At 71.8% G+C, this 18,465-nt stretch carries 20 protein-coding genes and 2 pseudogenes; 11 read left to right on the forward strand and 11 right to left on the reverse strand.

The genetic code is table 11. From position 1 onward, the window contains the following. From HLK59_RS50585 to HLK59_RS50590, 3 genes and pseudogenes are all read right to left on the reverse strand, one after another. A pseudogene (locus HLK59_RS50585) lies at window positions 1-291 on the reverse strand (hypothetical protein); the annotation flags it as partial. A 112-nt stretch (window positions 292-403) separates the two neighbouring features. After that, complete coding sequence (locus HLK59_RS38560) at window positions 404-916, reverse strand: DinB family protein (protein WP_171146295.1); 513 nt, start codon at window positions 914-916, stop codon at window positions 404-406. A gap of 41 nt (window positions 917-957) precedes the next feature. Further along, window positions 958-1,116 carry a hypothetical protein gene (locus HLK59_RS50590; RefSeq protein ID WP_206328099.1) on the reverse strand — a complete coding sequence of 53 codons (159 nt, stop codon included), beginning with the start codon at window positions 1,114-1,116 and terminating at the stop codon, window positions 958-960. Between the two features lie 20 nt (window positions 1,117-1,136). On the opposite strand from HLK59_RS50590, the pseudogene HLK59_RS38565 reads away from it, so the two are divergent. Continuing rightward, a pseudogene (locus HLK59_RS38565) lies at window positions 1,137-1,680 on the forward strand (FAD-dependent monooxygenase); the annotation flags it as partial. 12 nt (window positions 1,681-1,692) lie between these two features. Further along, window positions 1,693-2,598 carry a Gfo/Idh/MocA family oxidoreductase gene (locus HLK59_RS38570; RefSeq protein ID WP_171146296.1) on the forward strand — a complete coding sequence of 302 codons (906 nt, stop codon included), beginning with the start codon at window positions 1,693-1,695 and terminating at the stop codon, window positions 2,596-2,598. Here HLK59_RS38570 and lnt read toward each other — a convergent pair. From lnt to HLK59_RS38585, 3 genes are all read right to left on the reverse strand, one after another. Next, window positions 2,522-4,087 (reverse strand): apolipoprotein N-acyltransferase, encoded by a 1,566-nt coding sequence (lnt, locus tag HLK59_RS38575; RefSeq protein WP_171146297.1) that lies wholly within the window; start codon window positions 4,085-4,087, stop codon window positions 2,522-2,524. The two genes, HLK59_RS38570 and lnt, sit on opposite strands and share 77 nt — an antisense overlap. Before the next feature lie 80 nt (window positions 4,088-4,167). Beyond that, window positions 4,168-4,647 (reverse strand): nuclear transport factor 2 family protein, encoded by a 480-nt coding sequence (locus tag HLK59_RS38580; RefSeq protein ID WP_171146298.1) that lies wholly within the window; start codon window positions 4,645-4,647, stop codon window positions 4,168-4,170. A 118-nt stretch (window positions 4,648-4,765) separates the two neighbouring features. Beyond that, a complete protein-coding gene (locus HLK59_RS38585) occupies window positions 4,766-5,944 on the reverse strand; it encodes an FAD-dependent monooxygenase (protein WP_171146299.1) in 1,179 nt (392 codons plus the stop codon). Between the two features lie 199 nt (window positions 5,945-6,143). On the opposite strand from HLK59_RS38585, the gene HLK59_RS38590 reads away from it, so the two are divergent. Further along, window positions 6,144-7,391, forward strand: a complete 1,248-nt coding sequence (locus HLK59_RS38590; protein ID WP_171146300.1) for a hypothetical protein — start codon at window positions 6,144-6,146, stop codon at window positions 7,389-7,391. Between the two features lie 9 nt (window positions 7,392-7,400). Here the strand turns inward: HLK59_RS38590 and HLK59_RS38595 are convergent, their stop codons facing one another. Beyond that, window positions 7,401-7,970: an AAA family ATPase gene (locus tag HLK59_RS38595; protein ID WP_171146301.1), complete on the reverse strand. Its 570-nt coding sequence runs from the start codon at window positions 7,968-7,970 to the stop codon at window positions 7,401-7,403. A 50-nt stretch (window positions 7,971-8,020) separates the two neighbouring features. On the opposite strand from HLK59_RS38595, the gene HLK59_RS38600 reads away from it, so the two are divergent. Then, window positions 8,021-8,602: a hypothetical protein gene (locus HLK59_RS38600; protein WP_171146302.1), complete on the forward strand. Its 582-nt coding sequence runs from the start codon at window positions 8,021-8,023 to the stop codon at window positions 8,600-8,602. A 15-nt stretch (window positions 8,603-8,617) separates the two neighbouring features. Here the strand turns inward: HLK59_RS38600 and HLK59_RS38605 are convergent, their stop codons facing one another. Together HLK59_RS38605 and HLK59_RS38610 are read right to left on the reverse strand one after the other, a co-directional pair. Continuing rightward, on the reverse strand, window positions 8,618-8,797 hold the full coding sequence (locus HLK59_RS38605) for a hypothetical protein (RefSeq protein ID WP_171146303.1): 180 nt from the start codon (window positions 8,795-8,797) through the stop codon (window positions 8,618-8,620). A gap of 139 nt (window positions 8,798-8,936) precedes the next feature. Next, window positions 8,937-9,812: an undecaprenyl-diphosphate phosphatase gene (locus tag HLK59_RS38610; RefSeq protein ID WP_171146304.1), complete on the reverse strand. Its 876-nt coding sequence runs from the start codon at window positions 9,810-9,812 to the stop codon at window positions 8,937-8,939. Between the two features lie 272 nt (window positions 9,813-10,084). Between HLK59_RS38610 and HLK59_RS38615 the strand changes: the two genes are divergently transcribed. From HLK59_RS38615 to HLK59_RS38630, 4 genes are read left to right on the forward strand one after another with little or no spacing between them, the layout of a single operon-like run. Then, window positions 10,085-11,230, forward strand: coding sequence for a Gfo/Idh/MocA family oxidoreductase (locus tag HLK59_RS38615; RefSeq protein WP_171146305.1), 1,146 nt, complete (start codon window positions 10,085-10,087; stop codon window positions 11,228-11,230). Further along, window positions 11,227-12,153: a PmoA family protein gene (locus HLK59_RS38620; protein ID WP_171146306.1), complete on the forward strand. Its 927-nt coding sequence runs from the start codon at window positions 11,227-11,229 to the stop codon at window positions 12,151-12,153. Before HLK59_RS38615 ends, HLK59_RS38620 begins: the two co-directional genes overlap by 4 nt. A gap of 25 nt (window positions 12,154-12,178) precedes the next feature. Beyond that, window positions 12,179-12,886: a cupin gene (locus HLK59_RS38625; RefSeq protein WP_171146307.1), complete on the forward strand. Its 708-nt coding sequence runs from the start codon at window positions 12,179-12,181 to the stop codon at window positions 12,884-12,886. A gap of 52 nt (window positions 12,887-12,938) precedes the next feature. Then, window positions 12,939-13,727, forward strand: coding sequence for an alpha/beta hydrolase (locus HLK59_RS38630; RefSeq protein ID WP_171146308.1), 789 nt, complete (start codon window positions 12,939-12,941; stop codon window positions 13,725-13,727). Between the two features lie 13 nt (window positions 13,728-13,740). Here the strand turns inward: HLK59_RS38630 and HLK59_RS38635 are convergent, their stop codons facing one another. Further along, complete coding sequence (locus HLK59_RS38635) at window positions 13,741-14,211, reverse strand: helix-turn-helix domain-containing protein (protein ID WP_171146309.1); 471 nt, start codon at window positions 14,209-14,211, stop codon at window positions 13,741-13,743. Between the two features lie 105 nt (window positions 14,212-14,316). Between HLK59_RS38635 and HLK59_RS38640 the strand changes: the two genes are divergently transcribed. Further along, window positions 14,317-15,486: a thiolase family protein gene (locus HLK59_RS38640; RefSeq protein WP_171146310.1), complete on the forward strand. Its 1,170-nt coding sequence runs from the start codon at window positions 14,317-14,319 to the stop codon at window positions 15,484-15,486. Window positions 15,487-15,501: 15 nt separating this feature from the next. Here HLK59_RS38640 and HLK59_RS38645 read toward each other — a convergent pair whose 3' ends face one another. Next, the gene (locus HLK59_RS38645; RefSeq protein WP_171146311.1) at window positions 15,502-16,269 is read right to left on the reverse strand and encodes a VTT domain-containing protein; all 768 of its coding nucleotides are present in this window, start codon (window positions 16,267-16,269) and stop codon (window positions 15,502-15,504) included. A gap of 49 nt (window positions 16,270-16,318) precedes the next feature. Between HLK59_RS38645 and HLK59_RS38650 the strand changes: the two genes are divergently transcribed. Both HLK59_RS38650 and tuf read left to right on the forward strand, forming a co-directional pair. Next, window positions 16,319-17,041, forward strand: a complete 723-nt coding sequence (locus HLK59_RS38650; protein WP_171146312.1) for a DNA alkylation repair protein — start codon at window positions 16,319-16,321, stop codon at window positions 17,039-17,041. Between the two features lie 254 nt (window positions 17,042-17,295). Then, complete coding sequence (tuf, locus tag HLK59_RS38655) at window positions 17,296-18,465, forward strand: elongation factor Tu (RefSeq protein ID WP_171146313.1); 1,170 nt, start codon at window positions 17,296-17,298, stop codon at window positions 18,463-18,465.

The raw sequence follows: 18,465 nt of genomic DNA on the forward strand, positions 1-18,465 counted from the left end.
GGGTGCCTGTTGCTCGGGGGCTGGTGCCGCTGCGGAGGAGAGGGGTGTCTCCTTCGGCAGGGGCGCACTCCGTCTCGACTTGCGGGACGACTCCATCAGTTGCAGGGCTTCCTGGGCCGGTGCCTGCACGACCTGCGGCTCCGCCCGGCCGTCGGGCCGGGGCGCCGACGGCTGGGACGGCGCCACCGGTGGACCCGGGGCGACGGATGGGCGCTGGACCGTCACACAGCCGGTGAGGGCCGAGACAGCCACGGTGACCAGGAGCGTTGCGGTCGTCGTCGTTCGATGCACCCGCGCAACTCTGCTGGGTCGCGCCGGGTTTGGGACAGCGGACAAGCGGAGGTTGCCCCGCACGGGTGATCTCCGGCCCCGTACGGAGGGCGGGCCCTCCGCGAGGGTGACGTCAGTCGCCGGTCGTGCCGTCGAGGCGCTCGCGGATCAGGTCGGCGTGGCCGTTGTGGCGGGCGTACTCCTCGATCATGTGGGTGTAGATCCACCGCAGATTGAAACGCTCGCCGGTGCGCCGGTGCTTGCCCGCGGACATGTCGTCCAGCCCGAAGCCGGCCGCGTTGCGCCGGGCGACCTCGATCTCGGCCTGCCAGGTGGCGTAGGCCTCCTCCCAGGTGTCCGCCTCGGTGAGATGGAACTCGCCGTCCGGGTCCTCGTCGCTGTAGTAGAGCGGCCCCTGATCGTCGTCGGCCAGCACTTTGCGGAACCAGCCCCGCTCGCACTCCGCCAGATGCCGCACCAGCCCCATCAAAGACAGCTCGGAGGGCTCCACGGCCGCGGTCCTGAGCTGGGCGTCGGTCAGGCCCTCGCACTTCCAGGCCAGGGTCTGCCGGTGGTAGTCGAGCCAGCCCTCCAGCATGGTCCGCTCGTCGGCGTTGGTCGCGGGTTCGCTCCGCTGCGTCGTCATGCCCGCATGGTGTCCCAATCCACCGGCTCCAGCCACGTATTTCAGGCGCCGCGTGGCTCCAGGGCGGGTTCGTAGCGGGCGAGGGTCAGCGTGTGGTCGCGAGTGAGGGTGCGGCGGTGCGTCGTCAGAGTCGGCGCCTTCACCAGCGCGGGACGGCCGGCCCGGGGGTCCGGCATCTCGTCGAGCGCCAGCACCAGCACCTTCGCCTCGTGGTCGGCCGGTCTACGCGTACGCCGCCGCCCCCGCACCCGCACCCGCGGGGGAGCGGCCCCGCACGAGAGGGTCGGACGCGTCCGCCGCTACGGCCACCGGCACGACCCCATCCCCGCCGTGCTCGCCGCCGCCCGCCCCGAGGACGTCCCGCGCCACGACGTCCATCACATCGCCGTCCCCGCCTGCCTTCGACCGCGGCCGGGTCGCCTTTCTCGGTGACGCCGCGCACGCCATGCCCCCGACCCTCGGCCGGGGCGGCAACCAGGCGATCGAGGACGCCGTCGTGCTCGCGCACCACGCGGACGGCCTGGCCGTGTATGCGACGGCACGCCTTCCCCCCCCGTACGACCGCTATAGCCCGCCGGGCCGTCAGGATCGGACGCCTCAACATGACGCCGAACCGCGCGCTGACGGCCGTACGCAAGTCCACGATCGCCGCCCTCTCCCTCGCCGGTCCGGCCCTCTTCCTGCGGGGATTCGGCGGCATCGCCGACTGGCGGCCGCCGTGGCCGCCGTATGCTTCGGTCCTGTCAGGCGAGGGCGAGCGGTAGGGAGATCCAGTAGTGAAGGTCGGCTGCATCGGACTCGGTGACATCGCCCGGAAGGCCTATCTGCCGGTGCTCGGCGGTCTGCCCGGCGTCGAACTCCACCTTCAGACCCGCACACCGGCCACGCTCGCCAGGGTCGCCGACGGCCTCCACCTCCCCGAGGGCCGGCGCCATCAGGATCTCGACTCACTGCTGGCCGAGGGGCTCGACGCGGCGTTCGTGCACGCGCCCACCGCCGTGCACCCCGAGATCGTGACGCGGTTGCTTGAGGCGGGCGTACCGACGTACGTGGACAAGCCGCTGGCGTACGAACTCGCCGACTCGCAGCGGCTGGTGGCCCTCGCGGAGGAGCGGGAGGTGTCCCTCGCGGTCGGCTTCAACCGGCGCTACGCGCCCGGGTACGCGCAGTGCGCCGACCATCCGCGCGAGCTGATCCTCATGCAGAAGAACCGGATCGGGCTGCCGGAGGAGCCGCGGTCGATGATCCTCGACGACTTCATCCATGTCGTCGACACCCTGCGCTTCCTGGCGCCGGGGCCGGTCGACGACGTGACCGTGCGCGCCCGGGTCGAGGACGGGCTCCTGCACCATGTCGTGCTCCAGCTCAGCGGCGCCGGCTTCACCGCGCTCGGGGTGATGAACCGGCTCAGCGGCTCGGCCGAGGAGATCCTGGAGGTGTCCGGGCAGGACACCAAGCGGCAGGTGGTCAACCTCGCCGAGGTCATCGACCACAAGGGGCAGCCGACCGTACGACGGCGCGGGGACTGGGTTCCGGTCGCCCGGCAGCGGGGCATCGAGCAGGTCGTGACGGCGTTCCTGGACGCCGTTCGCGCCGGGAAGGTGGTCAGCGCCCGGGACGCGCTGGCGACCCATGAGCTGTGCGAGCGGGTGGTACGCGCGGTTCAGGAGCGGGCCGCCTGAGCCGCAGGGCCCGGACACCCTGCCCCGCGCACCAGGCGGCCACGACGAGGAGCGCCGTGTGGGGCACCCAGTCGCCGAGGCGGACGTACGGCGTGACACCCGTGGCCAGCGGTACCTCGTAGACCGCCGTCGCGCTCGCGCTCGTGCCGAGCCATGAGCCGACCCGCTGTCCCTCCGGGCCGTAGACGGCCGAGACACCGGTCAGGGTCGAGTGGACCATCGGGCGGCCCGTCTCCGCGGCGCGCAGGGCGGCGAGCGAGGCGTGCTGCTCGGGGGCCCAGCTGTGCTGGAAGGTCGACGTCGCCGACTGGGCGATCAGCACCTCGGCGCCGTCCTCGGCGAGATGTCGGCTCATGTCGGGGAACGCGGACTCGAAGCAGACCATCGGACCGACCCGCAGTCCGTGCCCGACGTCCATCACGACCTGCTCGGTGCCCTGCCTGCGGTTCTCGCCCGCCGCCTTGCCGACCGAGGTCGCCCAGCCGAGCAGTGAGCGGAAGGGGATGTACTCGCCGAAGGGCACGAGCCGCATCTTGTCGTAGCGGTCGCCGGTGAGCCCGGCGGGGCCGACCAGCACCGAACTCTTGTAGATGCCGGGCTTGTCGGAGCGCCGGGCGTCCACGTTGACGAGGATGTCGGCGCCGGTCTCGTCCGAGAGCGCGGCGAGCCTGCGGGCGAGGTCGGGCCGGTCGCCCAGGTCGAAGCCGACACTGCTCTCGCCCCAGACCACCAGGTCGACGTCCTGCCCGGCCAGTTGACGGGTGAGCTGCTCCTCGCGGGCGAAGCGCCGGTCGCCGCCCTCGATGACGCCCGGCTGTACGACGGCGATCCGTACGCTGCCGTCGGCGTCCGGGCGCGGCGACCACATCCAGGCCGCCGAGCCCGCGGCGGCCGTGGCCACGAGACCCGCCAGCGCGGGAACGCGGGACTGCCGGACGGTGATCAGCACGGCGACCGCGACGTTCATGGCCACCACCAGGAAGCTGACCAGCCACACCCCGCCCACCGAGGCCAGCCGCAGCGCCGGCTCCACCTCCCACTGACTGGCGCCGAGCATCCCCCACGGTCCGCCGAGGCCCTGCCAGGAACGGACGAGTTCCACCAGCAGCCAGCCCGAGGGCAGGACGAGGAGGGCGCCGCAGATCCGGCCCCGCGAGGGCGTGCCGGCGAGGAAGCGGCGGACCAGCCATCCCCAGGGCGCCCACAGCGCGCCGAGGAGGGCCGCGATGACGAACGTGAACACATGCAGGCTCGGCAGCAGCCAGTGGTGCATGGCCAGCATGAAGCCGAGCCCGCCGAACCAGCCGTCGTACGCCGCCCTCTTCGCGGTCGGAGCGGCGCGGGCCAGGGCGATCCAGGGGACGAGGGCGACGTAGGCGAACCACCACAGGGACGGGGCCGGGAAGGCGAGCACGGGCAGGGCGCCGGCCAGCGCGACGACGGTGGAACGCCGCCAGGGGGAGGTGAGCCAGTGGCCGAGTGTCGTCATACGGCGCCTCCCTACCCCGTGCGTCCCTCCAGTGTGCGTGGTGCGGACGCTCCGGGGACAGAGGGCGTCGACTCAGTTGATCATGGACGTGTGGCGGGGGCAGGGAGGCGCCGCCACTTCTCCCGCACGACGACCTCGCGCAGTCGCCAGCCGTCGTACGTGCGCAGCAGCCCGAAGGTGTAGCGGCCGCCGCAGATGAAGTCCGGGGCCGCGCCGGATCCGTCGCCGTCCCGGTCGATACGCATCGGGTTGACGTAGTCGGCCTGGACACGGGCCGTGTCGCCCGTGTCGTGGTCCCACTGGCCGAAAGTGACGCGCCGGTTGACGATCAGGTGCTGCCGCATCGAGAACACCCGCAGGTTCTCCGCGAGCCAGGTGGCGATCTGCCCGGCGTCTCCCTCGACACCGCCGGCCGAGCGGTAGTCCGCGCGTCCGTCCGGGGTGAACAGCTTCCGGTACCCCTCCCAGTCGCCGTCGTCCACGGCCACCGCGTACTCGGTGATCAGTTCGTCGACGGCCAGCCGGTCCATCACGGTGGCGAGCTCCACACGCTGCGTCATCGGCTCAGTGTTGGGCATGGGCCGGGCGTGGCCAAGAGGCGTGCGGTGACATTCGGGTGGCGGGCCGGGTGGTGACTCGTGGTGTGCCCCGCTGGTCGACGGCGGCGTGGGCGGTGCCTCATGGCGTCGTGTGCTCGTCGAGGGTGTCGGTCGCCCATGCGGTCGCCACCGGCAGGAACCTGTGTTCGGCCGCGTGCGCCGCCATGCGGGCGTTCCGTGTGCCGGCCTCGGGTCCGTCCGGGAGGTGGAACTCGTCGCCCGCGTGCGCGGAACGGGCCTGCATGCGCGTGGCGGTGGCCAGCCGAAGGCGTACGTACCGGTCGAGCGCGGCGGGTACGTCGGCCGGGTCCGTGTCCCCGAGGCAGTCGCCGAGCACCGCCGCGTCGAGGATCGCCTGGGCCGCGCCCTGAGCCTGGAACGGCACCATCGCGTGGGCGCTGTCGCCCAGCAGAGTCACCCGTCCGGAGTTCCAACGGGTGAGCGGGGCACGGGTGTGGATGCCCCAGCGGTACATCCGTCCCGCGCGTTCGAGGACCCTGACGATCCGGGGTTCCCATCCCTCGAAGGCGCGCAGCGGCTCCCCGGGCTCCGCGAGGGCTGTCCACGACTCCTGTGCCGTATCCGTCCCGAACACGGCGACGACGTTGAGGAGTTCACCGCGGCGCACCCGGTAGTGGACGAAGTGCCGGCCGGGCCCGAGCCAGATCCCGGTGTCCGGCAGGTCCAGATCGGCGACCTGCTCGGCCGGGAGGAGCGCGCGGTACGCGGCGGTCTTCGAGAACACCGCCTCGTCCGCGCCGAAGAGCCACTGCCGGGCCGCGGAGCGGATGCCGTCCGCGGCCACGACGAGATCCGCGGTCAGCCGCTCGCCGGAGGCCGTCGTCACCTGCGCGGACCTCTCGTCCTGGCCGATCCCCACGACCCGGGTGCCGAGCCGCACCGACTCGGGCGGCACGGCGGCGGCCAGTGCCTGCTGAAGATCGGCCCGGTGCAGTTGCAGATAGGGCGCCCCGAACTCGTCGTCGACCTCGCGGCCCAGCGTGTAACGGCAGATCTCCGTCCCGTCGGACCAGGTGCGGAAGCTCAGGGGGCCCGGCGGGGCGGCCTGCGCGGCGACCGCGTCGAGCCGGTCCAGACGGCGCAGCACCCGCGTGGCGTTGGGCGCGAGCTGGATCCCGGCGCCGGCCTCCGTGAACCGCGGCTGCTGCTCGACCAGCGTGACCTCGTGCCCGGCGCGACGCAGACTCAGCGTCGCGGCCAGCCCTCCGATGCCCGCGCCTACGACGATGGCTCGCATGGCACGACGGTAGCGAAGGGAACTCCGGTGCCGTACGAAGGATTTCGGGCATCGGCGTGACCGCGACCGAAGGGCCGCCAGGTGCCCCTCAGGGGTGAAGACGTCTTCATCATGACAGGTCGGACGCCGTTTTCGTAGGACGAACGGCACTGCTCAGCAGCCTTGTTCGACCCGTGTTCGGGCTCCCAGAATCGCCGTCATGGATCACGCGGAGAAGGTCGATCAGGATGCGGTGCTCAGGGCGCGGACGATGCTGCTGGAGTCCGGCAGGCTGAGCGTGGGCCGACAGGTCGAGGCGTACCGGGTGCTGGCGGTGGTGAGTCCGTTGACCTATATGCCGAAACTGGCCGAGGCGTTGCTGTCGGCCGGGTACCACCCGGAGATCTGGAATGTGCCGGAGGCGCAGCTGGCCTGGCACGAGGAGGCGGCGGCCGCGGCGCGGCGGGTCGACGAAGGCGAACCGAAGCGCACCGAGTTGCTGGTCCGGGCCCTGGACGCCTACCGGTTCGGTCTCTACGAGCTGGGGCGCCGGGCGGAGGGCATGGCCGTCTGCGAGGAGATGGCCGAGGCCGGTCGGTGGGGCTTCGAGCACGGTCAGGTGAAGAGCCCCGCTTACGGGCATCGGCAGTTGGCGGTGGCACTGGCCGAGGAGGGGCGGCACGGGGAAGCGGCGGAGATCTGCGGGAGGTCCGCCGACGCGGAGCGCCCGCTGACTCCGGGAGACAACTCCTTCTGGTCGATGGTCGCCCTGGCGGCCGAACTGGACGCCGCCGGACGGCAGGAGGAGGCCCTGGACGTCTTCGCGGAAGTGGTGGAGGTCACCAGGGCGGAAGTGGCAGCGGAGAAGACGGCGTTGGCGATCCAGGTCTGGCAACTGGTCCACCTGGCCGGGATGCTGGACGCCGCCGGGCGTCGGGACGAGGCCCGTACGGCCCGGCGGGAGGCCCTCGCTCACCTGACCGAGCTGGACCTCACCGGGGAGCCCAGGAGCTGGAGCAACATCCTGTCGTGGTGGAGCACCCTGTTGGCCCTGTCGGGCCGGTCGGCGGAGCCCACGCCGTCCCCGGACGCGCCGGGGCCCGCCTTCGGTGAGGCACTTCACCATTGGTCGCCCGACGTCAGGGAGGCGTATTTCAAGGGCTTGGGGCCACTCGAAGAGGAGGTCGAGGCGCTACGGCACGACCCGTCCGCCGCTCTGCCCGAACTGGTCGCCCTGCACCGCAGACTGGCCATCCGTACCGCCGTGTACCGGGAGCGCCGCAACCACCGCATCCTGAAGCCGCTCCGCCCCGTCTTCGACGAGAGGGTGGCCCTCGCCCGTCGCCTCGCCGAAGGGGAGGAGCTGGGCCGGGCCTTGACGGACCGTTCCATGTTCCTGCTCGCGGCCCGTCAGTACGGAGAGGCCTACGACGACTTCCGTGAGGCCTTGGGCCTGCTGGACGGGTGACCCACCGCCTCAGCGGGCTGCGCGCAGCCGCTCGAACGCCGTCGGCGCCGGACGGTCCGGCAGGAACTCCTTGATCCGCAGGGCGCATTCCCGCGGGGTCGCGTCGGCCGTGTCGCACTCGACGTCGTAGACCCCGTGGGAGTGCACCTGCGCCAGCTGGCGGGCCGCGAGCCCGGGCGGCCGGTCGCCCCGCGCACGCTCCCGGCGTGCCAGCTCGTCCGGTGGGCAGTGCACGCCGACGAGCACCACGTCCCGGGGCACGAACAGCGCGAGGCAGTCGCGGAGCCGCCACTCGGCGCTCAGCACATGGTCGACGACGACGTTGTTCCCGGCGGCCGCCATCCCCGCGACCGCGCGGTGGAAGCCCTGCCAGGTACGGTGCAGCAGGGTGCCGACCTGGTCCGGTGGCACGGGGACGCTGGACCGCATCGCGTGGAACGCGTCCACGGGCATGTGGAAGTACGGCTCGTCGAGGATCTGGAGCAGTTCGGCCGCGATGCTCGACTTGCCCGAACTCGACGTGCCGTTCAGGAAGATGACGAGGCCCTGGCGCGGGGGGACGCTGTCGAGATGCTCCATGGGGTGGATCCTAGGAGGCGCCTCGGTGACCGGTGAGGGATCATCGTCCGATGACACATGCCGCCTCCTTCCGTCACCAGTTCCGGTCCGACAGCTTCTACGAGCTGGGCATCGAGGTCGGCTCGACGGACGACGCGGGGCTTCAGGCCGTCCTGGGCGCGGTGTGGGCGGCGGCGGAAGTGGAGGGGTGCTTCGGGCGCGGGGACCGGGAGCCGGAGGAGCAGGAGGCGGTGCCCTGCACGGTCGCCTCGCTGGAGGAGTTCGGGCGTCTCCACGGCCGGGTCCGGCTGCCCTCGGCGGAACTCGTCGTGTGCGGGGTCATGGCGGTCCGCGGCGGTGACGACAGCAGTGACTGGCTGGACTTCTCTGTGCCCCACGGAGCGCTGGCCGCGGTGGGTGTCGCCACGGGGGACGGCGGGCCCTTCTACCGCTCCGCGCTGATCGACGACTGGCCGGCCGCCATCGGCATCGAGGCCTTCCGCAGGGCGCCCTTCAGCTGCGCGGCGGTCGGATGGGAGGTCTCCGGCTGTGTCGACGCGGCATCGCTGGCCGGTGAGCTGTCCGAGAAGACGGGCGTCGGACATCTGGTGCCGCGCGACGGTGTCCTGCACTACGGCCCCGCCAACGACTGAGCCCCAGGCTCTCGTTCAGGCCGCCTTGATGACGTTGCCCCGGATCGCGGCCGCCCACTCGACCACCAGCAGCTCGTACTCCTCGCGCTCCTGGGCCGACAGAGAACCGCCTGCTCGCAGCCACAGCGCACGGATCTGCTCGTTCACTTCGGCAGCAGACCGCACGGAACCAGAGGCCACGGAATAGGGGGGCATGCCGACAAGCCTAAGGGCAGGAACTGACACTGCGCTACCGAACGGCTACACACAACGTATGTGATGGGTCACGGAGTTCGCTGTGCGAACGTGTTGACTCCGCTGGCGGGTGCGCCGTCGCGCCGGCCGCCGCCTCGTGTCAGCCCGCCGACTCCGCAGCGTGCGGGCTCAGCCCGCCGAACGTCACCAGCAGGATGATCACGATGCCGAGCGCGATGCGGTACCAGACGAAGGGCATGAAGCTCTTGGTGGAGATGAACTTCATGAACCACGCGATGACGACATATCCGACGACGAACGCGATGATCGTCGCGAAGATCGTCTGGGGCCAGTCGACGTGACCGCCCTCCATCGCGTCCTTGGTCTCGAAGAGACCGGACGCGAGGACCGCGGGGATGGCGAGGAGGAAGGAGTAACGGGCCGCGGACTCGCGCTTGTAGCCCATGAACAGGCCACCGCTGATGGTGGCGCCGGAGCGGGAGACGCCCGGGATGAGGGCGCAGGCCTGGCAGAGGCCGAAGATCAGACCGTCCCGTACGCCCAGATCCTCCAGGCCCTTGCGCTGCTTGGCCGCGCGGTGCTTGCCGCCGCTCTCGTCGCGGGCCGCCAGCCGGTCGGCGATGCCGATGATGATGCCCACCACGATCAGCATCGTCGCCGTGATCCGCAGATCGCGGAACGGCCCCTCGATCTGGTCCTTGAGCGTCACGCCGAGCACACCGATGGGGATCGAGCCGACGATCACCAGCCAGCCCATCTGGGCGTCGTGGTCGCTGCGCATCTCCTTGTTGAACAGCGACCGGGTCCACGCCGAGATGATCCGCCCGATGTCCTTGCGGAAGTAGATCAGCACGGCCGCCTCGGTGCCGATCTGGGTGATGGCGGTGAAGGCCGCGCCGGGGTCGTCCCACTTCGCGAAGGCCGCGGTCAGCCGCAGGTGCGCACTGGAGGACACGGGGAGGAACTCGGTCAGCCCCTGGACGAGTCCGAGGATGAAGGATTCAAACCAAGACATGAAGGTAGGGAGTCCAAGCGCTGATCGGGGGGAGGAGCAACGGGCACACCGGGCCGTCCGGGCACGGTGATCACAGGTGTGGAGGGCAGCCTAGCGGCCTCAGGTGACAGGCCTGGCACAGGGTGCGGGCCGGGCGGCGCTGAGCGGGGGGTACGAGCTGTTGACCGGCCAGGGTGCGGCCGCTTAGGTTGCTGCGGAGAGAAAGCGCTTGCTGCTCCGATGGCAGGTGTCGGCGCTGTCCGCCGTTCGTTCGAGGAGTGCTGATCGCGTCCATGTCACCCACCACTCCCTACGACGGCCGCCGTATCCGGGTCGCCGTCATCGGTACCGGCGCCATCGCCCGGGGCTCCCACCTGACCGCGTTCGGCGCGCTCGCCGCGGAGGGCGAGGTCGAGGTGGTCGCGGCGGTTGACATCGATGCCAAGGCCGTCGAGGAGTTCTGCGCGGCGAGCGGGGTCCCGCACGGCTACACCGACCTGGACCTCATGCTGCGCGAGCAGCGCCCCGACGTCGTCAGCATCTGCACCCCGCCGACCCTGCACCGCGACCAGACCGTCGCCGCGCTGCGCGCCGGGGCCTGGGTGTGGTGCGAGAAGCCGCCGGTGCCCACACTCGCCGACTTCGACGCCGTGGAGGCCGAGGAGGGCAAGGACGGCGGCCCGTACGCCGCGATCGTCTTCCAGCACCGCTTCGGCTCCGGCACCCGGCATGTGCGCCGGCTGCTCGACGGGCAGGACCTGGGCCGCCCGCTCGTCGCGCACTGCCAGACCACCTGGTACCGCGACACCGCGTACTACGCCGTGCCCTGGCGCGGCCGCTGGGAGACCGAGGGCGGTGGCCCGGCGATGGGCCACGGCATCCACCAGATGGACCTCCTCCTCGACCTGCTCGGCCCGTGGAGCGAGGTGCGCGCCATGGCCGGGCGGCTGGTCCACGACGTGGAGACCGAGGACGTCTCCACCGCGCTGATCCGCTTCCGCAACGGTGCGCTGGCGACGGTTGTGAACAGCGTGCTGAGCCCCGACGAGGTCAGCCGCATCCGCATCGACTGCGAGCGCGCGACCGTCGAACTCACCCATCTGTACGGTCACAGCAACGAGAACTGGACCGTCACCCCGGCCCCCGGCGTGCCGGACGAGCAGGCCGCCGCCTGGCGGGACTTCGGCGCCGACGTGCCCAGTTCGCACACGGAGCAGCTGCGCGAACTGGTCGCGAGCATGCGCGCCGGGGAGCGTCCGCGCAGCAGCGGTGCCGACGGACGTGGCAGCCTGGAGCTGATCGCCGCGCTGTACAAGTCGGCGTTCACGGATGTCACGGTGCGGGCGGGCGAGATCGGCCCGGGCGACCCGTTCTACACGGCCATGCACGGCAACGCGTCCGGCTGGGCGCCCGTCGTCAGCGAGGAGGTGCCCGTATGACCGGACTGCGCATCGTCCACGCGCACGGCGACCGCGTCACCGTGACCGACCCGGCCACCGGCGTGGAGCTGCTCTCGTACGTGTACCGGCCGGAAGCGGCCTGGGAGGCCCCCAAGCCGTACATCCACCCGCTGCGGACCCTGACCGGCGACATCGTCACCGACTACCGGCCCAACGACCACCGCTGGCACAAGGGCTTGTCCCTGACCGCCTCGCACCTCTCGGGCGCCAACCTGTGGGGCGGCAACTCGTACGTGCACGGCGAGGGCTACCTCGAACTCCCCGAACGCGTCGGCTCGATGGCCCACGTCGGCTTCGACGAGGTCTCCACGGACGGCGACCGGGTCGTCATCGCCGAGCGGCTCACCTGGCACCCGTACAGCGGTGAGCTGTGGGCCGACGAGGAGCGCCGGATCGAGATCCACGACGTCGACCGGGCGTCCGGCTCCTGGGCGCTGACCTGGACGAGCGCGATCACCAACCGGCGCGACGAGCCGCTGGTCTTCGGCAGCCCCACCACCGCCGGACGTGAACTCGCCGGGTACACGGGCCTGTTCTGGCGCGGCCCGCGCGCCTTCCGCGACGGTCGCATCATCGCGCCGGACGCCGAGGGTCCCGGCCTGCTGGGCGAACAGGCGCCCTGGCTGGCCCTGTCCGGCGAGCACGACGGCACGGACGGCCACGCCACCCTCGTCTTCGAGCACGCCCCGGAGAACGACCACCTCGGCACCGAAGGCGCCCACCCGGCCCACTGGTTCGTCCGCAACGAGCCTTGGGCCGGCGTGGCCCCTTCCTGGGCCTTCTACGACGAGTTCGCCCTCGCCCCCGGCGACACCCTCACCCGCCGCTACCGCGTCGTCGTCGCCGACGGCGCCTGGGAGCGGGAGGAGATCGCCAAGTACCTGGAGACCCACGCGTGGTGACCGCCGGGTACCGGGAGGCCCGCCCGTGACGACCGCCCACGAGGGACTGCCCGGCGGGGTCGCCGTCTCGCACCTGTGCGTCTACGACTGGCCCGCCGCCGACGGTGTCGCCGGCGGAACTCCCCATATGCACCTGACCTGTTCGGAGGCGTACGTCGTCACCGGCGGCCGGGGTTCGGTACAGACGCTCACGACGTCCGGGTACGAGGTGACGCCCCTCGTACCCGGCACGGTCGCCCGGTTCACGCCGGGCACCATCCACCGGCTGGTCAACGAGGACGATCTGCGCATCACCGTCCTGATGCAGAACAGCGGGCTGCCGGAGGCGGGGGACGCGGTGCTCACGCTGCCCCCGGAGTACCTGACCGACCCGGAGACGTACGCCGCCGCGACCGCGATCCCCGCGGACGCGCCCGAGGCGGAGCGGGAGCGGATCGCCCGGGCCCGCCGCGATCTGGCCGTGACGGGCTACCGAGCGCTGCGCCAGACCCCGGAGGGGCTGGCCGACTTCCATCGGGCCGCCGCCGCGCTCGTACGGCCGCGACTGGCCGAGTGGCGCGAGCGCTGGCGGAACGGCGCGGCGGCCGCCGCCGCGGCGACGGGGGAGCAGCTCGACCGCCTCGAACAGGGCGATCTCTCCCACCTCTCCGACGCCGTCGTACGGTCCGAACAGCCTTCGGAACACGGCAGGTTCGGGATGTGCGGGCGGCTGGACGTCTACAGAGGCGGCTGAGCCGCGCTCCGGTCGACGGGACACCGTTCGCGGGTGCGTCTAGCCTGGAGTCATGGCCACGGTGCAGGTGGGCGCGCTTGAGATCGCCTACGACCGCGTCGGCCAAGGACCGCCTCTGGTCCTCGTGCACGGCGCGGCCGTCTACGCCCGCATGTGGCAGCCGCAACTCTCCGGACTGGCCGACGAGTTCACGGTCGTGGCCTGGGACGAGCCGGGGTCCGGACGTTCCTCGGGCATCCCCGCCGGGTTCGGCCTCGCGGACTACGCCGACTGCCTCGCCGCGCTGATCGAGGAGCTGCGGCTCGGACCGGCCCACGTCGCCGGTCTGTCCTGGGGCGGGACGGTCGTGCTGGAGCTGTACCGCCGTCACCCGTCGGTCGTCAGGACGCTGCTCCTGGTCGACACCTACGCCGGCTGGAAGGGCTCGCTGCCCCCGGAGGAGGTCGCGGCCCGCGTCGAAGGGACGAAGCGGATGCTCGCCGCGCCCCGGGAGCAGTTCGATCCGACGCTGCCGGGGCTGTTCGCCGGGGACCCGCCCGCCGAGTTCGTGCCGCTGCTCGACGCCATGGCGCGCGACGTGCGTCCGCGCACGCTGGAGGCGCAGCTCCGGATGATGGCCGAGACCGACCAGAACGACCTGCTGGCGGACATCACGGTGCCGACGCTGCTGCTCTGGGGAGAGCTGGACGCGCGCTCACCGCTGAGCGTCGCCCACGCGTTCCACGAGGCGATCCCAGGGGCCGAACTGGTGGTGATTCCGGGCGCGGGGCATGTCAGCAACCTGGAGCGTCCGCAGGAGTTCAACCAGGCGGTCCGCGCGTTCTGCCGCGCGCACGCCTGAGCTCCGGGGGCGGTCACGCCGCCGAGGGCCCCGCCACCGTCCAGCCGGGTGCCTGCGGATGGGCCGTGAGGTCCTCGTGACGGACCTGCTCACCGCACGCGGCGCAGGTGACGACCGGGGCCAGTTCGTTGCCGCAGACGTGTTCGACCACCATCGGGCGGTCGTCGCCCTCGCGGAGGTGGCGGTCGCCCCAGGCCATCAGGGTGACCAGGACCGGCTCCAGTTCGAGCCCCGCCCGGGTGGGCCGGTACTCGAAGCGCTGCGGCCGCTCGCTGTAGGCCCGCTTGGTGAGGATCCCGGCGTCGACGAGCCGGCGCAGACGTGTGGCGAGGATGTCGCGCGGGGCGCCGATGTTGCGCACCAGCTGGTCGAAGCGACCGTTGCCGAGGCAGACCTCGCGCAGGACGAGCAGGGAGTACTTCTCGCCGACGAGAGCCAGGGCGTCGGCGATGGAACAGGGGCGCGGGTCTTTGGTGGCGGCCATGGCCCTGATTCTAGGGGAGCTACGGGAGAAGGTTTGATTTTCCAACCCACAGGGCTATGGTGAGTTTGGATTTCCTACTCACCAGTAGTCGTGGAGGCCCGCAACATGCGTGACGCAGTCATCGTCGAAGCCGTACGCACCCCCATGGGCAAGGGCAAGCCGAACGGCGCCCTCGCGCACGTCCACCCCGTCGAGCTCCTCGCCCACACCCTGCGCACCCTCGTCGAGCGCTCCGGAGTCGACCCGGCCCTCATCGACGACGTCATCGGCGGCACCGTCGACCAGGTCGGCGAACAGGCCATGAACACCACCCGTTACGCCCTCCTGTCGGCGGGCTTCCCGGAGACGGTCCCGGCGACCACCGTGGACCGCCAGTGCGGCTCCTCCCAGCAGGCCGTGCACTTCGCGGCCCAGGGCGTCATCTCCGGCGCCTACGACCTCGTCGTGGCCTGCGGTGTCGAGTCGATGAGCCGGGTGCCGATGTGGTCCAACGTGCCGCCCGGCAAGGACCCCTTCGGCCCCGGAGTCGCCGAGCGCTACCCGGAGGGGCTCGTCCCGCAGGGCATCAGCGCCGAGCTCATCGCGGCGAAGTGGTCGATCGCGCGCGAGCAGATGGACGCGTTCGCGGTGTCCTCCCATCTCAAGGCGGCCGAGGCCTGGGAGAAGGGGCTGTTCGACGCGGAGGTCGCGCCGCTGGAGGGTGTCGTGCGCGACGAGTGCGTACGGCCGTCCAGCACGGCCGAGACCCTCGCCGGGCTCAGGTCCGCGTACTACGACCCGGCCTTCGCCGAGCGCTTCCCGCAGATCGAGTGGAACGTCACCGCGGGCAACGCGAGCCCGGTCAACGACGGCGCGTCGGCCGTGTTGATCACGTCGAGCGAGACCGCGGCCCGGCTCGGCCTGCGACCGCTGGCCCGGCTGCACAGCTTCGCCGTCACGGGGTCCGATCCGATGCTCATGCTCACCGGGGTGATCCCGGCCACGGAGAAGGTGCTGCGCAGGGCGTCACTGACCCTGGACGACATCGACCTGTTCGAGGTCAACGAGGCGTTCTCCAGCGTGGTGCTGGCGTGGCAGCAGGAGACGGGCGCGGACCTGGACAAGGTCAACGCGCACGGGGGTGCCATCGCGATCGGGCATCCGCTGGGGGCGAGCGGTACGCGACTGACGACGACCCTGGTGCACGCCATGCGGGAGCGTGGGGCTCGGTACGCGTTGCAGACCATGTGTGAGGCGGGCGGGCTCGCCAACGCCATGGTGCTCGAGGGCGTGTGAGCGGTCGCGGGGCGCTCAGCGTGCCCGGAGATGGTGGCGCTTGCGCCACGCCACCGCCGCCCCGACCAGCGCCGGCACCGCGATCGCCGCCATGGCGATCAGGAACGCCGGGGACGTCGGTGTCGAGGCACGCGCGCCCGCCACGACGTACGCGGCGGTGTTCGGGATCGAGCCGAGCGCCGTCGCCAGCAGGAACGGCACGTACCCCATGCGTGAGACCGCGGCGCAGTAGTTGGCGGCGGCGAACGGAACGCCCGGGAACAGCCGGATCGCCAGCATCGAACGGAAACCGTGACGGCTGAGCTGGCCGTCCGCCCCCGTCAGCAGGCGACCGCGCAGCAGCGGGCGGAGAGCGTCCTGGCCCAGCACCCGGCCCAGCGTGAAGGAGATGCCGGCGCCGAGCACCGTACCCGCCAGCGCGGCGCCGAGACCCAGCTGCGAGCCGAAGAGGGCGCCCGCGGCCAGGTTCAGCAGCGGACGCGGCACGAACGCCACCGAGCACAGCCCGTACGCCACCGCGAACACCAGGGCGGCCGCGGCGCCGCCGAGCTGCGGTGGCCAGCCGTCGGCCAGCAGCCGCTGCGGCTCCAGGAGCAGCACGGTCGACCCGGCCGCCACGAGCAGCGCGACGAGCAGGGAGAGCCGCGACCACGGCGAGAGCAGCACTCTGGAGCAGCGGGCGGCGAGACCGACCGGGACGGGTGCGGTGAGGGCGAGCTCCGTGGCGGCGGCCGGGGGAGCGGCCGTGGCGGTGCCCCCAGAGCGGGTGGTGGCATCGAGCATCCGGTGACACTAACCGACCGATGTGTGTGATCGCCGTATGGTTCGTCTCATGAGCGTCACAGGTGTGGGATCTCCCTCACTGCCGCACAGCACTCTTGCGGACACCGTGCTGGAGCGGCTCACCACCGTCTACGGCGGCGCCGCGGACCCCGGGCGGGCCGGGCCCATGCGCGCGTACATGAAGGACGTAGCCCCCTTCCTCGGCCTCACCACGCCCGTGCGCCGCTCCCTGTCCCGCACCGTCCTGGAGGGCACGCCCCGCCCCGACGAGGCCGACTGCACCGCGATCGCGCTGCGCTGCTGGGCACTGCCCGAGCGCGAGTACCAGTACTTCGCCGTCGACTACCTGCGCCGCCACGCGCGCGTGCTCCCGTCCGGCTTCCTGCCCGTGGCCCGGCACCTCGTCTCCACGGTCCCCTGGTGGGACACCGTCGACCTGCTCGCCGCGCACGTCGTCGGCGCGCTGGTGACCGCCGACCCGAAGCTCACGGCCGACATGGACGCCTGGATCGTGGACGACGACCTGTGGATCGCCCGTACCGCCCTGCTCCACCAGCTGCGCTACAAGGACCGCACCGACGCCGACCGCCTCTTCGCCTACTGCCTGAGCCAGTCCGGACACCCCGACTTCTTCATCCGCAAGGCGATCGGCTGGGCGCTGCGCGAGTACGCCAAGACCGACCCGGAGGCCGTACGGTCCTTCCTCGCCCGGGAGAAGGGCCGCTTCGCGCCGCTGTCGGTGCGCGAAGCGCTCAAGAACATCGGCGCCTGAACTCCCCGGCCACGGAAAATCGTTCGACGCCGGGCACGGTGTCGGCGATGATCGGCCTCATGTTCCGGCACGCCTTCCTCTTCGCAGCATCCGCAGTCGCGGATGCGCCGAAGGCTGCCGTCGAGATCTTCCTGGCCGCTGCCGACGGCGCCCGAAGCTGACCCTCTCCGGATTGTCCGGCGGACCCCGCAGGGGGAGGGTCGGCCGGTTCCCCGGGGTCCCCGTCACCTACGAAGAGGCTTCGAGGAATCGCCATGCCCAAGACGGCATACGTGCGCACCAAACCGCATCTGAACATCGGCACCATGGGCCACGTCGACCACGGCAAGACCACCCTGACCGCCGCCATCACCAAGGTCCTCGCCGACCGCGGCGCCGGCACCTTCGTCCCGTTCGACCGCATCGACCGGGCCCCGGAGGAGGCCGCGCGCGGCATCACCATCAACATCGCGCACGTCGAGTACGAGACCGACACCCGGCACTACGCGCACGTGGACATGCCGGGCCACGCCGACTACGTCAAGAACATGGTCACCGGCGCCGCGCAGCTCGACGGGGCGATCCTCGTCGTCTCCGCGCTCGACGGGATCATGCCGCAGACCGCCGAGCACGTGCTGCTCGCCCGGCAGGTGGGCGTGGACCACGTGGTCGTCGCGCTGAACAAGGCGGACGCGGCGGACGACGAGCTCGTGGAACTCGTCGAGCTGGAGGTCCGCGACCTGCTCACCACGCACGGGTACGGCGGCGACGCGGTGCCTGTCGTCCGGGTCTCCGGGCTCGGCGCACTCCAGGGCGACCCCCGGTGGACGGCGTCCATCGACGCGCTGCTCGACGCGGTGGACACGTATGTGCCCATGCCGGAGCGGTACGTGGACGCGCCGTTCCTGTTGCCGGTGGAGAACGTGCTCACCATCACCGGCCGCGGGACGGTCGTCACCGGTGCGGTGGAGCGGGGCACGGTACGGGTGGGCGACCGGGTCGAAGTGCTCGGGGCGGAGGTCGAGACGGTCGTCACCGGGCTCGAGACCTTCGGCAAGCCCATGGACGAGGCGCAGGCCGGGGACAACGTGGCGCTGCTGCTGCGGGGCGTTCCCCGGGACGCCGTACGGCGTGGGCATGTGGTGGCCGCGCCGGGCAGCGTGGAGCCGCGACGGCGGTTCTCGGCGCAGGTGTACGTGCTGTCCTCGCGTGAGGGGGGTCGTACGACGCCCGTCGCGACGGGGTACCGGCCGCAGTTCTACATCCGGACCGCCGATGTGGTGGGGGATGTCGACCTCGGCGAGGTGGCGGTCGCCCGGCCCGGCGAGACGGTCACCATGACCGTGGAGCTGGGGCGGGACGTGCCGCTGGAGCCCGGGCTCGGGTTCGCCATCCGTGAGGGCGGCCGGACCGTCGGGGCGGGGACCGTGACCGCCGTCGTGTGA

It is taken from the genome of Streptomyces sp. S3(2020), assembly GCF_013044505.1.
In the GTDB taxonomy this organism is placed as follows: domain Bacteria; phylum Actinomycetota; class Actinomycetes; order Streptomycetales; family Streptomycetaceae; genus Streptomyces.

Bases quoted from the DNA above. Each gene is read 5' to 3' on its own strand.
- HLK59_RS38580 (WP_171146298.1), bottom strand. From the start codon at position 4,647: ATGACGCAGCGTGTGGAGCTCGCCACCGTGATGGACCGGCTGGCCGTC.
- HLK59_RS38645 (WP_171146311.1), bottom strand. From the start codon at position 16,269: ATGCTCGATGCCACCACCCGCTCTGGGGGCACCGCCACGGCCGCTCCC.
- tuf (WP_171146313.1), top strand. From the start codon at position 17,296: ATGCCCAAGACGGCATACGTGCGCACCAAACCGCATCTGAACATCGGC.
- HLK59_RS38620 (WP_171146306.1), top strand. From the start codon at position 11,227: ATGACCGGACTGCGCATCGTCCACGCGCACGGCGACCGCGTCACCGTG.
- HLK59_RS38585 (WP_171146299.1), bottom strand. From the start codon at position 5,944: ATGCGAGCCATCGTCGTAGGCGCGGGCATCGGAGGGCTGGCCGCGACG.
- HLK59_RS38640 (WP_171146310.1), top strand. From the start codon at position 14,317: ATGCGTGACGCAGTCATCGTCGAAGCCGTACGCACCCCCATGGGCAAG.
- HLK59_RS38635 (WP_171146309.1), bottom strand. From the start codon at position 14,211: ATGGCCGCCACCAAAGACCCGCGCCCCTGTTCCATCGCCGACGCCCTG.
- HLK59_RS38600 (WP_171146302.1), top strand. From the start codon at position 8,021: ATGACACATGCCGCCTCCTTCCGTCACCAGTTCCGGTCCGACAGCTTC.
- HLK59_RS38590 (WP_171146300.1), top strand. From the start codon at position 6,144: ATGGATCACGCGGAGAAGGTCGATCAGGATGCGGTGCTCAGGGCGCGG.
- HLK59_RS38615 (WP_171146305.1), top strand. From the start codon at position 10,085: ATGTCACCCACCACTCCCTACGACGGCCGCCGTATCCGGGTCGCCGTC.
- lnt (WP_171146297.1), bottom strand. From the start codon at position 4,087: ATGACGACACTCGGCCACTGGCTCACCTCCCCCTGGCGGCGTTCCACC.
- HLK59_RS38560 (WP_171146295.1), bottom strand. From the start codon at position 916: ATGACGACGCAGCGGAGCGAACCCGCGACCAACGCCGACGAGCGGACC.
- HLK59_RS38595 (WP_171146301.1), bottom strand. From the start codon at position 7,970: ATGGAGCATCTCGACAGCGTCCCCCCGCGCCAGGGCCTCGTCATCTTC.
- HLK59_RS38605 (WP_171146303.1), bottom strand. From the start codon at position 8,797: ATGCCCCCCTATTCCGTGGCCTCTGGTTCCGTGCGGTCTGCTGCCGAA.
- HLK59_RS38610 (WP_171146304.1), bottom strand. From the start codon at position 9,812: ATGTCTTGGTTTGAATCCTTCATCCTCGGACTCGTCCAGGGGCTGACC.
- HLK59_RS38630 (WP_171146308.1), top strand. From the start codon at position 12,939: ATGGCCACGGTGCAGGTGGGCGCGCTTGAGATCGCCTACGACCGCGTC.
- HLK59_RS38650 (WP_171146312.1), top strand. From the start codon at position 16,319: ATGAGCGTCACAGGTGTGGGATCTCCCTCACTGCCGCACAGCACTCTT.